This window comes from Stenotrophomonas sp. Ps181, assembly GCF_025697425.1.
Lineage (GTDB): Bacteria > Pseudomonadota > Gammaproteobacteria > Xanthomonadales > Xanthomonadaceae > Stenotrophomonas > Stenotrophomonas sepilia.
Map to the genome: position 1 here is coordinate 274,379 of NZ_JAHWBI010000004.1, position 14,493 is coordinate 288,871.

13 protein-coding genes are annotated in these 14,493 nt (G+C 66.7%); 10 read left to right on the forward strand and 3 right to left on the reverse strand.

From position 1 onward, the window contains the following. The first annotated feature begins 311 nt into the window (after nucleotides 1–311). The 10 genes from KXV01_RS11395 (at nucleotide 312) to KXV01_RS11440 (ending at nucleotide 10,802) form a co-directional block, all read left to right on the forward strand. The gene (locus KXV01_RS11395) at nucleotides 312–1,322 is read left to right on the forward strand and encodes an N-acetylornithine carbamoyltransferase (protein WP_049412647.1); all 1,011 of its coding nucleotides are present in this window, start codon (nucleotides 312–314) and stop codon (nucleotides 1,320–1,322) included. A 65-nt stretch (nucleotides 1,323–1,387) separates the two neighbouring features. Then, a complete protein-coding gene (locus tag KXV01_RS11400) occupies nucleotides 1,388–2,584 on the forward strand; it encodes an argininosuccinate synthase (protein WP_049440382.1) in 1,197 nt (398 codons plus the stop codon). 152 nt (nucleotides 2,585–2,736) lie between these two features. After that, nucleotides 2,737–3,825 carry an acetylornithine deacetylase gene (locus KXV01_RS11405; protein WP_049412643.1) on the forward strand — a complete coding sequence of 363 codons (1,089 nt, stop codon included), beginning with the start codon at nucleotides 2,737–2,739 and terminating at the stop codon, nucleotides 3,823–3,825. 76 nt (nucleotides 3,826–3,901) lie between these two features. Continuing rightward, nucleotides 3,902–5,230 carry an acetylglutamate kinase gene (locus KXV01_RS11410; protein WP_099487286.1) on the forward strand — a complete coding sequence of 443 codons (1,329 nt, stop codon included), beginning with the start codon at nucleotides 3,902–3,904 and terminating at the stop codon, nucleotides 5,228–5,230. Nucleotides 5,231–5,233: 3 nt separating this feature from the next. Continuing rightward, a complete protein-coding gene (locus KXV01_RS11415) occupies nucleotides 5,234–5,836 on the forward strand; it encodes a GNAT family protein (protein ID WP_099495872.1) in 603 nt (200 codons plus the stop codon). Next, entirely contained in the window at nucleotides 5,833–6,786 is a 954-nt protein-coding gene (gene argC, locus KXV01_RS11420) for an N-acetyl-gamma-glutamyl-phosphate reductase (RefSeq protein ID WP_049440379.1), read from the forward strand. Before KXV01_RS11415 ends, argC begins: the two co-directional genes overlap by 4 nt. 20 nt (nucleotides 6,787–6,806) lie before the next feature. Then, nucleotides 6,807–8,102 carry an argininosuccinate lyase gene (gene argH, locus KXV01_RS11425; protein ID WP_099495873.1) on the forward strand — a complete coding sequence of 432 codons (1,296 nt, stop codon included), beginning with the start codon at nucleotides 6,807–6,809 and terminating at the stop codon, nucleotides 8,100–8,102. Then, nucleotides 8,102–8,365, forward strand: a complete 264-nt coding sequence (locus KXV01_RS11430) for a YciI family protein (RefSeq protein ID WP_049412632.1) — start codon at nucleotides 8,102–8,104, stop codon at nucleotides 8,363–8,365. Before argH ends, KXV01_RS11430 begins: the two co-directional genes overlap by 1 nt. An 11-nt stretch (nucleotides 8,366–8,376) precedes the next feature. Continuing rightward, entirely contained in the window at nucleotides 8,377–9,534 is a 1,158-nt protein-coding gene (gene proB / locus KXV01_RS11435) for a glutamate 5-kinase (RefSeq protein WP_049412630.1), read from the forward strand. Continuing rightward, complete coding sequence (locus tag KXV01_RS11440) at nucleotides 9,531–10,802, forward strand: glutamate-5-semialdehyde dehydrogenase (RefSeq protein WP_099487284.1); 1,272 nt, start codon at nucleotides 9,531–9,533, stop codon at nucleotides 10,800–10,802. Before proB ends, KXV01_RS11440 begins: the two co-directional genes overlap by 4 nt. 79 nt (nucleotides 10,803–10,881) lie before the next feature. Here KXV01_RS11440 and pgaD read toward each other — a convergent pair whose 3' ends face one another. The 3 genes from pgaD to pgaB are packed head-to-tail and all read right to left on the reverse strand — an operon-like array spanning nucleotide 10,882 to nucleotide 14,493. Continuing rightward, on the reverse strand, nucleotides 10,882–11,352 hold the full coding sequence (gene pgaD / locus KXV01_RS11445) for a poly-beta-1,6-N-acetyl-D-glucosamine biosynthesis protein PgaD (RefSeq protein ID WP_263467803.1): 471 nt from the start codon (nucleotides 11,350–11,352) through the stop codon (nucleotides 10,882–10,884). Then, nucleotides 11,349–12,605 carry a poly-beta-1,6-N-acetyl-D-glucosamine synthase gene (gene pgaC, locus KXV01_RS11450; protein ID WP_099495874.1) on the reverse strand — a complete coding sequence of 419 codons (1,257 nt, stop codon included), beginning with the start codon at nucleotides 12,603–12,605 and terminating at the stop codon, nucleotides 11,349–11,351. Before pgaC ends, pgaD begins: the two co-directional genes overlap by 4 nt. A gap of 1 nt (nucleotide 12,606) precedes the next feature. Beyond that, nucleotides 12,607–14,493 (reverse strand): poly-beta-1,6-N-acetyl-D-glucosamine N-deacetylase PgaB, encoded by a 1,887-nt coding sequence (gene pgaB, locus KXV01_RS11455; protein WP_099495875.1) that lies wholly within the window; start codon nucleotides 14,491–14,493, stop codon nucleotides 12,607–12,609.

Genomic DNA, 14,493 nt, shown 5'->3' on the forward strand with positions numbered 1-14,493 from the left:
CGCCGGCCCCGGCCGCATGCAAAGATGGTTGACCATGAAGCTCACCGACTTCCAGCACGACAGCAGCGCAGCCCGACAGGCGTCTGGCATGACCTCGCGTGCGCGTCGACCGGAACCCCACATTCTCGCTGGGTAACCGGAGCTTTTTGCTGTTCGTCCGAAAAAAACCCAGCCCGCCGGCTGGGTTTTTTCGTTTTCGCGCTTCAAGAATGCATGTCCTGAAAGCTGCAACTGCAACCTTTTCGTTTCACCTTTGCTTCCTGTTTCCCTTCCACCGCGTCGAACCCGGCGCCGCCTCGCAAGGAAAGATGATGTCCCCCAAGCACTTCCTGAACACCCAGGACTGGAGCCGCAGCGATCTCGACGCGCTGCTCACCCAGGCCGCGCTGTTCAAGCGCAACAAGCTCGGCGACCAGCTCAAGGGCAAGTCGATCGCGCTGGTGTTCTTCAACCCGTCCATGCGCACCCGCACCAGCTTCGAGCTCGGCGCATTCCAGCTCGGCGCCCACGCGGTGGTGCTGCAGCCGGGCAAGGACGCGTGGCCGATCGAGTTCAACCTCGGCACGGTGATGGACGGCGACACCGAAGAGCACATCGCTGAAGTGGCCAAGGTGCTGGGCCGCTACTGCGACATCATCGCCGTGCGCGCGTTTCCCAAGTTCATCGACTGGGCCTACGACCGCCAGGACATCGTCCTCAACAGCTTCGCCAGGTACTCGCCGGTGCCGGTCATCAACATGGAGACCATCACCCACCCGTGCCAGGAGCTGGCCCACATCATGGCCCTGCAGGAGCACTTCGGCACCCAGGACCTGCGTGGCAAGAAGTACGTGCTGACCTGGACCTACCACCCCAAGCCGCTGAACACCGCCGTGGCCAATTCGGCGCTGACCATCGCCACCCGCATGGGCATGGACGTGACCCTGCTGTGCCCGACCGCCGACTACATCCTCGACGACCGCTACATGGGCTGGGCCGAGCAGAACGTGGCCGAGAGCGGCGGTTCGCTGAAGATCAGCCATGACATCGACAGCGCCTATGCCGGCGCCGACGTGGTCTACGCCAAGAGCTGGGGCGCGCTGCCGTTCTTCGGCAACTGGGAACCGGAAAAGCCGATCCGCGATCAGTTCAAGCACTTCATCGTCGACGAACGCAAGATGGCGCTGACCAACAACGGTGTGTTCAGCCACTGCCTCCCGCTGCGCCGCAACGTGAAAGCCACCGATGCGGTGATGGATTCGCCGCAGTGCATCGCCATCAACGAAGCCGAGAACCGCCTGCACGTGCAGAAGGCGATCATGGCCGCGGTTGCCGGGCGCTGATTTTCTTGATCGAGCATCAGTCGAGCATGGCTCGACTCTACATAACCTGATTGGACCTGACCCCCATGAGCAACAAAGACGTCGTTCTCGCCTTCTCCGGCGGCCTGGATACCAGCTTCTGCGTGCCCTACCTGCAGGAGCGCGGCTACAACGTGCACACCGTGTTCGCCGACACCGGCGGCGTGGATGATGAGGAGCGCGATTTCATCGAGAAGCGTGCCGCCGAGCTGGGCGTGACCAGCCATGTCACCGTCAATGGTGGCCCGGCCATCTGGGAAGGCTTCGTCAAGCCGTTCGTGTGGGCCGGCGAAGGCTACCAGGGCCAGTACCCGCTGCTGGTCTCGGACCGCTACCTGATCGTCGATGCCGCGCTGAAGCGTGCTGCCGAGCTGGGTACCAACATCATCGCCCACGGCTGCACGGGCATGGGCAACGACCAGGTCCGCTTCGACCTGGCCGTGAAGGCACTGGGCGACTACCAGATCATCGCGCCGATCCGCGAGATCCAGAAGGAACACACCCAGACCCGCGCCTACGAGCAGAAGTACCTGGAAGCGCGTGGCTTCGGCGTGCGCGCCAAGCAGCAGGCCTACACCATCAACGAGAACCTGCTGGGCGTGACCATGTCCGGCGGCGAGATCGACCGTTGGGAAGCCCCGGGCGAGGGCGCCCGTGGCTGGTGCGCACCGCGTAGCGAGTGGCCGGAGCAGGCGCTGACCGTCACCCTGAAGTTCGTTGAAGGCGAAGCGGTTGAACTGAACGGCAAGGCGCTGCCGGGCGACCAGATCCTGGCCCAGCTCAACAAGCTGTTCGCCCCGTACGGCGTCGGTCGCGGCGTCTACACCGGCGACACCGTGATCGGCCTGAAGGGTCGCATCGTGTTCGAGGCCCCGGGCCTGGTCTCGCTGCTGGCCGCGCACCGCGCGCTGGAAGATGCGGTGCTGACCAAGCAGCAGAACCGCTTCAAGCCGGACGTGGCACGCAAGTGGGTGGAGCTGGTGTACGAAGGCTTCTACCACGACCCGCTGAAGACCGACATCGAAGCGTTCCTGAAGTCCTCGCAGGCCAAGGTCAACGGCGAAGTGGTGCTGGAAACCCGCGGTGGCCGCGTCGACGCGGTGGCGGTGAAGTCGCCGCACCTGCTCAACACCAAGGGTGCCACCTACGCGCAGTCGGCCGACTGGGGCGTGGAGGAGGCAGAAGGCTTCATCAAGCTGTTCGGCATGAGTTCGACGCTTTACGCGCAAGTCAACCGCGGTTGACCTGTGACGGGGGCGCCGGCCGCCGGCCGGCGCTTCGCAGCGTCAATGGAGGGTAGTGCCGGCCGCTGGCCGGCTCGTGGCACGGCTGGATCATTGCGCAGCCGGCCAGCGACCGGCACTACCGATTTCGAACCCTACGGATATTCAGACACATGCTTGAACAGACGCTCGATCACCTGCAGGCGCTGGTGTCCTTCGACACCCGCAACCCGCCGCGTGCGATCACCACCGGTGGCATCTTCGATTACCTGCGCGCGAACCTGCCCGGCTTCAACGTCGAGGTGATCGACCATGGCGCCGGTGCGGTCAGCCTGTACGCCGTGCGTGGGACGCCGAAGTACCTGTTCAACGTGCACCTGGATACCGTGCCGGACTCGCCGCACTGGAGTGCCGATCCGCATGTGATGCGCCGCCTGGACGACCGCGTGGTCGGCCTGGGCGTGTGTGACATCAAGGGCGCCGCCGCTGCGCTGGTGGCGGCGGCCAATGCCAGCGATGGCGATGCCGCGTTCCTGTTCTCCAGCGACGAGGAAGCCAACGACCCGCGCTGCATCGCTGCATTCCTGGCGCGTGGCCTGCCGTATGAAGCCGTACTCGTGGCCGAACCGACCATGAGCGAAGCGGTGCTGGCGCACCGTGGCATCAGTTCGGTGCTGATGCAGTTCGCCGGCCGTGCCGGCCATGCGTCGGGCAAGCAGGATGCGGCTGCCAGCGCATTGCACCAGGCCATGCGCTGGGGCAATCGCGCGCTGGATCATGTGGAATCGCTGGCCTCGGCCCGCTTCGGTGGGCTGACCGGTCTGCGCTTCAACATCGGTCGCGTCGAAGGCGGTATCAAGGCCAACATGATCGCACCGGCTGCTGAGGTGCGCTTCGGGTTCCGCCCGCTGCCGTCGATGGACATCGATGGCCTGCTGGCGACCTTCGCCGGTTTCGCCGAGCCGGAAGCCGCCGTGTTCACCGAGACGTTCCGTGGTCCCAGCCTGCCCGCCGGTGACATCGCCGAAGCTGAGAACCGCCGCCTGCTGGCGCGCGACGTGGCCGATGCGCTGGAGCTGCCGATCGGCAATGCCGTGGATTTCTGGACCGAGGCGTCGCTGTTCTCGGCCGCTGGCTACACCACACTGGTATTCGGCCCGGGTGACATCGCCCAGGCCCACACCGCCGATGAGTTCGTGACGCTGGACCAGTTGCAGCGCTATACCCACGCCGTGCACCGGATCATCGCCGCCGGCGCCTGATCGACCCCACAACGCCGCCATGCCCCGGGCGTGGCGGAACTGCAACGCGGCGACCGCCGCCTGTGACGAAACCGAAATGTCTCCTGCCCTCCAGCCCCACCGCCAGACCCGCCAGACCATCGTGCGCCTGCTTTCCAGCATGGCCAGCGCGAAGGAGATCAGCCAGTACCTCAAGCGCTTCTCGCAGCTGGACGCCAAGCGCTTCGCCGTGGTCAAGGTCGGCGGCGCGGTGCTGCGCGACGATCTCGACGCGCTGACCTCTTCGCTGTCGTTCCTGCAGGAAGTCGGGCTGACCCCGATCGTGCTGCACGGCGCCGGCCCGCAGCTGGATGCCGAGCTGTCGGCGGCCGGCATCGAGAAGCAGACCGTGAACGGCCTGCGCGTGACGTCGCCGGAAGCATTGGCGATCGTGCGCCGGGTGTTCCAGCAGTCCAACCTGCGCCTGGTCGAGGCGCTGCAGCAGAACGGCGCACGTGCCACCTCGATCACCGGTGGCGTGTTCGAGGCCGAGTACCTGGACGTGGACACCTACGGCCTGGTCGGCGAGGTGAAGAAGGTCAACCTGGCACCGATCGAGGCCAGCCTGCGTGCCGGCTCGATCCCGGTCATCACCAGCCTGGGTGAAACCGCCGGTGGCCAGATCCTCAACGTCAACGCCGACTTTGCCGCCAACGAGCTGGTGCAGGAACTGCAGCCGTACAAGATCATCTTCCTGACCGGCACCGGTGGCCTGCTGGACGAGGCGGGCAACGTGATCGATTCGATCAACCTGTCCACCGAATACGATCACCTGATCGCGCAGCCGTGGATCCATGGCGGCATGAAGGTGAAGATCGAACAGATCAAGGACCTGCTCGACCGCCTGCCGCTGGAGTCGTCGGTGTCGATCACGCGTCCGGCCGACCTGGCCAAGGAACTGTTCACCCACAAGGGCTCGGGCACGCTGGTGCGCAAGGGTGAGAAAGTGCTGCGCGCCACCGCCTGGAACGAGCTCGACCTGCCGCGGCTGAAGGGCCTGATCGAATCCAGCTTCGGCCGCACTCTGGTGCCGGACTACTTCGAAAAGACCAAGCTGCTGCGTGCCTATGTCAGCGAGAACTACCGCACTGCGGTGATCCTCACCGACGAGGCCGAAGGCGTGTACCTGGACAAGTTCGCTGTGCTCGACGACGCGCAGGGTGAAGGCCTGGGGCGTGCGGTCTGGAACGTGATGCTGGAGGAGACCCCGCAGCTGTTCTGGCGCTCGCGCCACGGCAACCCGATCAACCACTTCTACTACGCCGAGTCCGATGGCTGCTACAAGCAGGACCATTGGAAAGTGTTCTGGTTCGGCGCCGATGGCATCGACCGGATCAAGACCTACGTCGATCATTGCGCGCAGCGCGCACCGAGCCTGCAGGGCTGAGCGATGACCAATCTTGACGCTTGGAATACGGTGCCTACCCTGCGCGGCCAGCATGTGACGCTGCAGCCGCTTCAGCTTGAGCATGTCCCCGGCCTGCGCGCTGCCCTCGAAGGCAGCGGCCTGGACCAGCTCTGGTACACCCAGGTACCGTCACCGCAGCGGGCCGAGGCCTATGTGCAGGCCGCGCTGCAGGCACAGGCCGAAGGCAAGGTGCTGCCGTTCGTGATCTGCGATGCGGCGGGTGACATCATCGGCAGCACGCGCTTCTACGACATGGATGCCAGCGTGCCCAGGCTCAGCCTCGGCTACACCTGGTACACGCCGCGCGTACAGCGCACCGGCGCCAACACCGAAGCCAAGCTGTTGCTGCTGCAGCACGCCTTCGAGGCCATGGGCTGCATCAGCGTGGTGCTGGAAACCAGCTGGTTCAACGTCACCTCGCGCACCGCGATCGCGCGCCTGGGCGCCAAGCAGGATGGTGTGCTGCGTAACCACAAGCGGCATGCCGATGGCACGCCGCGGGACACCGTCATCTTCTCCATCATCGATGCGGAATGGCAGGGCGTGAAGCGCCACCTGCAGTACCGCCTGGACAGTCACGCATGAACGATTCGACTTTTACCCTGGGCATCGTCGGTGCCCGCGGCCATACCGGCGCCGAGCTGATCAAGCTGGTGGCCGCCCACCCGCGGCTGAAGCTGGCCTTCGTCTCTTCGCGCGAGCGCGCCGGGCAGCGCCTGTCCGACCACCACCCGGAATTCCAGGGCGAGCTGCAGTACGAAAACCTGGACGCCGATGCAGTGGCGGCCAAGGGGGTGGACGCGGTGATCCTGGCCCTGCCCAACGGCCTGGCCGCGCCGTTCGTGGCCGCGCTGGAGGCGGCGAAGGCGGACACCGTCATCGTCGACCTCTCGGCCGACTACCGCTTCGACAACAGCTGGTACTACGGCTTGCCGGAGCTGACCCGCGGCCGCTACAACGGACAGAAACACATCAGCAACCCGGGCTGCTATGCCACGGCGATGCAGCTGGCGGTGCATCCGCTGCTGGACCTGCTGGCGGGTCCGCCGCAGTGCTTCGGTGTGTCCGGATACTCCGGTGCCGGTACTACGCCGTCGGACAAGAACAACGTCGAACTGCTGGCCGACAATCTGATGCCGTATGCGCTGACCAATCACGTGCACGAGCGCGAGGTGTCGGTGCAGCTGGGCGTGGCCGTGGAATTCATGCCGCACGTCGCGCCGCACTTCCGTGGCATCACGCTGACCGCCAACCTGTGGCTGAACCGCGTGCAGACCCGCGAGCAGATCGTCGAACGCTTCCAGCAGGCCTATGCCGGCGAACCGCTGATCGAGGTGGTGGACGAGGCGCCGTGGGTCAGCCGCATCGCCGGCCGCCACGGTGCCCAGGTCGGTGGCTTCACGCTCGCGCCGGGCGGCAAGCGCGTGGTCGTGGTGGCAACCCTGGACAACCTGCTGAAGGGCGCAGCCACCCAGGCCATGCAGAACCTCAACCTCGCCCTGGGCATCGACGAACTGACGTCGATCCCGCACTGAACCCGCCTTCCGGAGCCCCCATGGCAGACCTTCTTTGGCAGAAGCCCGGCGTCGCCGTCGACGCCCAGATCCAGACCTTTCTCGCCGGCGACGATGTGATCCTCGACCGCGAGTTCTTCCTGCACGACATTGCCGCCAGCGCCGCGCATGCGCAGGGCCTGCAGCACATCGGCATCCTCAGCGCCGATGAGCTGGCCGGCCTGCTGCGCGAACTGGACGTGCTGGCGCAGGACTTCCGCGAAGGCCGCTTCGTGCTGGACACGCAGTACGAAGATGGCCACTCGGCCATCGAAGCACGCCTTACCGAACGCCTCGGCGATGCCGGCCGCAAGATCCACACAGGCCGCAGCCGCAACGACCAGATCCTGGTGGCCACCCGCCTGTGGCTGAAGGAGAAGCTGCAGCGCGTGACGCAGCTCAGCGCCGACGTAGCCAAGGTCGCGCTGGACCGCGCGCAGGCCGAGAAGGACCTGCCGATTCCCGGCTATACCCACATCCAGCGTGCGGTGGTGTCCTCGGCAGGCATGTGGTGGGCCGGATGGGCCGAGGCCTTCATCGACAACGCCATCCGCGCCCGTGACACCCATGCGCTGGTCGACGCCAATCCGCTCGGCACCGCCGCCGGCTACGGGGTGAACCTTCCGCTGGACCGCGAACACACCACGGCGGCGCTCGGTTTCGCGCGCATGCAGATCTCGCCGATCTACGCACAGCTGTCGCGCGGCAAGTTCGAGCTGGCCGCGCTGGAAGCACTCGGTGGCGCTACGCTGGACCTGCGCCGCATCGCCTGGGACCTGTCGCTGTTCACCAGCGCCGAGTTCGGCTTCGTCGCGCTGCCGGCGCAGTACACCACCGGCAGTTCGATCATGCCCAACAAGCGCAATCCGGATGTGATCGAGCTGATGCGCGCCACCCACGCCAGCGTCGCCGCCGCGCGCACCGAGATCGAGCAGCTGCTGTCGCTGCCTTCCGGCTACCATCGCGACCTGCAGTCGTCCAAGGGTGCCATCTTCCACGGCTTCGGCCGTGGCCTGGCCGCGCTGGAACTGCTGCCGGCGCTGCTGGCCAATCTGGAATGGCGTGACGACAGGCTGCGCGCGGCGATTGATTCGGGCATGTATGCCACCGACGTCGCCGTGGAGGCGGCCGTGGCTGGCGTACCGTTCCGCGAGGCCTACAAGGCCGCTGCGGCCGGTGCCGACAGTGCAGGGCAGGGACGCACGCCGGAGGGCAGCCTGGCCGCGCGTGTATCGCCGGGCGCGGCCGCTGACCTGCGCCTGGACGAACTGCGCGCGCGCTGGCAGGCGTTGTCCTGATGGCGGCCACGGTGTATCTGGTGCTGGCGATGCGCCGGCCGGGCTTCAACGATGCAGCGGTGCAGCCGCATCGCGATTTCCTCGATGCGTTGCAGGCGCAGGGCAAGCTGCAGCTGACCGGTGGCTTCGCCGATGGCAGCGGTGGCGCCTACGTGCTGTGCAACGTGGACAGCCTGGCGCAGGCACAGGCCATCGTCGCCACCGACCCGCTGGTGACGATGCAGGCCTCCGACCTGACCGTGCACGAATGGAACACCCGCTGAGAGCCTGACCGATGATCCAGCACGCTGCCCACGTCGCCTCGCCGTTCCCCGAACAAGCGCTGCCGCCGTGGCGGCGTGCGGTGCTCAAGGTTGGCAGCAGCCTGCTGGCAGCTGATGGCGGCGGCCTGTCGCCACGCCACGCGCTGGGCCTGGCCCAGTTCGTCTCGGCCAATCTCTTGGCTGGGCGCGAGGTGGTGATCGTCTCCTCCGGCGCGGTCGCTGCCGGGCGCGCGATCCTGCCGCGCGCCGATGAACCGGGCGCAGCGATGGCGGCGCGGCAGGCCCTGGCGGCACTTGGCCAGGCCCAGCTGATCGGGCTCTGGCAGCGCTTCTTCGAGCGCCCGGTGGCGCAGGTGCTGCTGACCCATGACGACCTGCGCAACCGCCGCCGCTACCTCAATGCACGCGCCACGTTGAGTGAACTGTTGCGCCTGGGCGCATTGCCGGTGGTCAACGAGAACGACACCGTGTCGGTGGATGAGCTCAAGCTCGGCGACAACGACAACCTGGCTGCTACCGTGGCGGCGCTGGTCGACGCCGATGCGCTGTTCATCGCCACCGACATCGATGGCCTGTACAGCGCCGACCCGCGCACCGTGGCCGATGCGCGGCCGTTGCACGACGTGCCGGAACTGAGTGACGAGGTGCTGGCGATGGCGGGCGGCGCCGGCTCGCGCGCCGGTACCGGCGGCATGCGTACCAAGCTGGAGGCGGCGGCGAAGGCCGGGCGCCTGGGCATCGAAACCTATCTGTTCAATGGCCGCAGCGGTGACGTGGTGCGCGCGTTGGCGCAGGACCGCCTGTTCGGCACCCGCATCCATGCCGCACGCAGCCGCGAGGCCGCCCGCAAGCACTGGCTGCGGCATGCACCGCTGGCCGAGGGCGTGATCGTCATCGATGCCGGTGCGGCACAGGCGATGCGCGAGAAGGGCGCCTCGCTGCTGCCCGGTGGCATCACCGGTGCAGAGGGCGTGTTCCGCCGCGGCGACATGGTACAGGTGTGCTGGAACGCGCCGCAGGGCCGTGTCTGCGTGGCCCGCGGCGTCAGCCAGTATGCTGCCGACGACGTACGCCGGATTGCCGGCCACCATTCGCGCGACATCCAGGCCGTGCTCGGCTACAACTACGGCGGCAGCGTCGTCCATCGCGACGACCTGGTGCTGCCATGACCGGATTGAAGGACACCCCGATGAGCGAGATCGAAGCGCAGGCGCGTGCCTGCCGTGATGCGGCGCAGATCGTTGCCGGCCTCGACGGCGCGGCGCGATGCACGCTGCTGCTGGCGATGGCACAGGCGCTGGAAGTGAATGCCGGGTTGATCCTGGCCGGCAATGCACGTGACCTCGCCGCCGCGCGCGCGAAGGGCGTGGGCAGCGCCATGCTCGATCGTCTGGCACTGGACCCGCCGCGCCTGTTCGCGATGGCCGAAGCCGTGCGCGAAGTGGCCGGATTGCCAGATCCTGTCGGCGAGGTCACCCGCGATGACGTGCGCCCGAACGGCATCCGCGTGCAGAAGGTGCGCGTGCCGCTGGGCGTGATCGCGATGATCTACGAGGCGCGCCCGAACGTGACCGCCGAAGCCGCGGCGCTGTGCCTGAAGGCGGGTAACGGCGTGATCCTGCGCGGTGGTTCCGAGGCAATTCACTCCAACACCGCGATCGCGCAGGCACTCGCCGGTGCGTTGAAGGCCAACGGCGTACCGCCGGCCGCCGTGACCGTGCTGACCGACCTGCGCCGTGAGGCGATGCTGGAACTGCTGCAGCTGCATGAGCTGATCGACCTGGCGATCCCGCGCGGTGGCGAAGGCCTGATCCGTTTCGTTGCCGAGCATGCGCGGGTACCGGTGATCAAGCACTACAAGGGTGTTTGCCATCTGTTCGTGGACGCCAGCGCCGACCTGGGCAAGGCCATCGACCTGCTGGTGGATGGCAAGTGCAGCCGGCCAGCCGCCTGCAATTCGCTGGAGACACTGCTGGTACACCGTGACGTAGCCGATTCGTTCCTGCCGCGCGTGGCGCAGGCGCTCGGCCAGCGTGGCGTGCAGTTGCGCGCCGATGCGCAGGCGCAGCCGCTGCTGCCGGGCAGCACGGCGGCGACCGAGGAGGACTACGCTGCCGAGTTCCTCGACCTTGTGCTGGCCGTGCGCGTGGTGGACGACCTCGATGCGGCCATCGCGCACATCCGCCGCTATACCTCCGACCACACCGAAGTGATCGCGACCGCAGACGCCGGCCATGCCGAGCGTTTCGTTACTGCGCTGCGTTCGGCGGTGGTGATGGTCAATGCCTCATCGCGCTTCTCCGATGGTGGCCAGCTGGGCCTGGGCAGCGAAATCGGCATTTCCACCACGCGCCTGCATGCCTATGGCCCGATGGGTCTGGAAGCGCTCACTGTCGAACGTTTCGTGGTGCGTGGCGAAGGACAGACGCGCACATAAGTGGATCCACGCCATGCGTGGATGTTCTTCGCAGCAGACCCCGGTGCCGACCAAGGTCAGCACCCACCAGGCTGTCGGGCTACACCACCTCGCGGCGGATGCCGACCGGGCGTGCGTGATCATCCATGTGCAGCGTGGCGGCCTTGCAGCCCATCAGGCGTTCGGCCAGCCCGGTGCTGGCCCCCAAAACGGCGGCCACTTCGTTGAGGCTGGCCAGTGGCCGCGGCAGGCGGCGCTCGCGGCCACGGAAGCGGGCACGGTTGTACTCGGCCCAGCCGATCAGCAGCACGCTGGCGCACAACAGCATCAGCGGCAATGCCACCAGCACGTAGGGATCGAACTGGCTTTGCCGTTCGTACAGCTGCTGCCAGGCCAGCTGGCCGCCGACCAACCACGAGAACAGGGTCACCAGGGGCGCCCACAGGTAGAAGTAGAAGCCCCAGAACGCCAGGGTGACGAATCCCCAGGCGGTGCGCTGGAAGCGCGGCTGGCGGTGTGGCTTGCGGATCATCCGTGAGTCGAAGCGGTTGGACGGGCGTTGCGCGTTCATCGGATCCCCCGGTCAGGGCTGGTCCAGGTGGCGCGCTTGCTGCGACGGCGCAGCAGTGTCTTCGGCAGCGCCACCAGGGTGGTGGAAAGGCTGATCAGCCAGTACGCCATCGGGTACCAGATGACCCAGAAATAGTTGCGTCCAATCTGTGTTTCGTAACGCCGGTCGATGATCAGGCTGCTGGCGAACTGCAGCAGGCAGACCAGCGCCAGGATCACGCCATGCCACTGCGGCAGCAGGCTGGCGATATGCAGCTGCGGCGGCAGCTCGATGAACTTGCCCAGTGCCCACAGCAGCACGATGAACAACATGGTGTAGGCCCAGATCACGCTCAGCACGTACTCCAGCAGCACGCCCCACATGCGCCGCTCTTTCCAGTGCAGCAGCGAGCGCGCGTGACGCAGCATCACCTCCACGCCGCCCTGGGCCCAGCGCAGGCGCTGCCGCCACAGGCCCTTGAGGGTCTCCGGCATCAGGATGAAGCACAGCGCATTGGGTTCGTAGCGGATGTCCCAGTGCGCGCGCTGCAGGCGCCAGCTGATGTCGATGTCCTCGGTCACCATGTCATCCGACCACCAGCCCACCTGGTGCAGGGCGGTACGGCGGAAGCCGGCGATCACCCCGGAGATGGTGAAGATGCGCCCGTATACGCGCTGCGCGCGCTTGATCATGCCGATGATCGAGGAAAACTCGGCCACCTGCAGGCGGCCGAGCAGGGTGGACCGGTTGCGGATGCGCGGGTTGCCGGTGACTGCACCGACCCGGTTGCCGCTGACCAGGTGCCAGACCATCCAGTGCAGCGCATGTTCCTCCAGCATTGCATCGCCGTCGATGCACACCAGGTACTCCGAGCGAGCGGCCAGTGCGCCCATGCGCAGCGCATTGGCCTTGCCCAGGTTACGGTCCAGGTGCAATACGCGCAGCCGCGGGTGCTTTGCCGCCAGTACGTCCAGCCGCGCGCCGGTGTCATCGCTGCTGCCATCATCGATGGCGATCACTTCGTAGTCGGCGGGGTAACGCTGGGCCAGCGCCGCAGTGAGTGTGTCATCCAGGTTGTCTGCTTCGTTGTGGCAGGGCACCAGCAGGCTCGCGAAGGGGGGATCGACCATCAATGGAGGGTCGTTGCGCGGCCGCGAGTGGCGTTCGCGCCGATAGTAGTAATAGAGGCCGCCCGACATCCAGAAGAACGCCATCACCATCGGGTAGTAGAAGGCGAACTGGAACAGGACCTGCAGCAGCGGATGCATGTCCATATCACTTCTCCGGGTACGGGAAGGTGCCGGCGGACATCGCCGCGCGGGCATCGCGGGTGGAGGGCTGGTCGGCGATGAAGTCGTCGGGGTACCAGGCGAAGTGGTGCACGCCCTGTGCCTGCAATTGGCGGATCTGTGCGCGCAGGCGCTCGGCAGGAATCGGTTGCCCGTTGCGCCAATCGACGGTCTGCAGCTCGAACAGGGTGTGCTGCAGCTGCGGGTCGTGTGCGCGTACTGCGGCCAGCAGCTGATCCAGCCAGCGCTCGGGGTGCTTGCTGCCTTCCATCCACGGCATCGCCATCAGCGCAGTCTGGTCATACGCCTTGTTGAACAGGTCCAGGCGCTGCGCGAACCAGGCTTCGCTCTGCGGCCGCAGCACCGGCTCGGCATACAGGTTGCGCACCGTTGCCAGCTTCGGCCGCCAGCGCTGCGCGCTGTTGCGCAGGGCCAGGGTGAAGTCGATCAGCGCCCGGGTACGCGCGCTGCCATCGCCGCCGGCTGCCAGTGCCGGCAGCTCGGTGTCGCGCAGGTAGCCGTCGTCATGGAACAGCAGGCCTTCAAAGTAGGAATTGACCGCCAGGTCCTCGTAGATGTCGAGCATGATCTGGCGGGCCTTCGGGGTGGTGAAGTCCAACCGGTACATGCCATCGGGATCGCCGTTGCGGATCGCCAGCGCCTTGCGCTGCGCCGGGTCGGGCAGCTCGAAGCCAAGCACCGGCAGCCATGCGTAGACCTTCACGCCGGCGCGGGATTTCAGCTGCCAGGCAACGCGGCTGAACAGGTCCGCACGCATCGGCATGTGCCGGTTTGGGAAGTACAGCGCATCGGCAGTGTTGTTGCCGTCGGGATCGGCGAAGGCCTGCAGGTAGACGTGCGTCGGCGCGATGCGCTTGACCCGTTCGACCAGCGCATCGAGGTTGCGTGCCTGCTGCGCCGGGTCTGCGTCGTAGACATCATCCAGGTCGATCTGCAGGGCACGGATGCCATCGAGCGCGACATCGCGGCGCAGCTCGTAGGCCAGTCCTTCCACGGTCGGGTTGTCGCTGACCAGGAAGCGCGCCAGGCCATGCAGGTCGCTGGCCACCGGCGTGCTGCGGCCCTCCAGATCGAAGGACACCGGCATGCCCAGCTGTTCGGCGATGTCGTTGCTCAACTGGTTGTAGGCGGCGTACGGCCAGACGATGGCGCGCGGGCGCACGCCCAGGTGCTGCTCGATGCGCTGCACGCTGCGCGAGAGATCGGCGCGCAGGCGCTGCTCATACTGCGTTTCAGTCTCGTACCTGTGCGTGGCCGGGCTGTAGATGCGGGTGACCACGGCGGGCGTTGAATTGCCCTGTGGATTGGCCAGCACGCCGTGGTGCAGGTCGTCGGTGTGGCTGGCCACTTCGATCAGGCCGCTGTCGTGCATCTGCTTCAGCTGCGCCCAGGTGACGAAGTCATCGCGGCCGAACGGGCGGTAGCCGTAGTCGATGGTGCGGCCCGGAGCCATGTCCACGTAATCGGTGATCACCGCCACCAGCGCCGGGTAGCGGTAGGCCTGCAGCAATGGGAAGGCCTTGTCGTAGACGCTGCGCAGGCCGTCATCGAAGGTCAGCAGCACAGGCTTGGGCGGCAGCGTGGCCCGCCCCTGCGAGGCATCGATCACCTGCGACAGCGAGACCGGGTGATAACCATGCGCGCCGAGCCAGTCCAGGTGTGCGGCGAAGTTCTGCGTGCTCACCGCATAGGTATCGGCATCGCCCTTGGCCGCGACCTGGTCGCGGATGTCGTGGTAACTGAGGATCAGCAGGCCATTGTCGATTGCATCGAGATGCGCGGCCTGCTGCGCCAAGGCCGGTGGCGTAATGGCCAGCAGCAGGAGCACGATCAGTCGCAGGAAGCAGGCCAT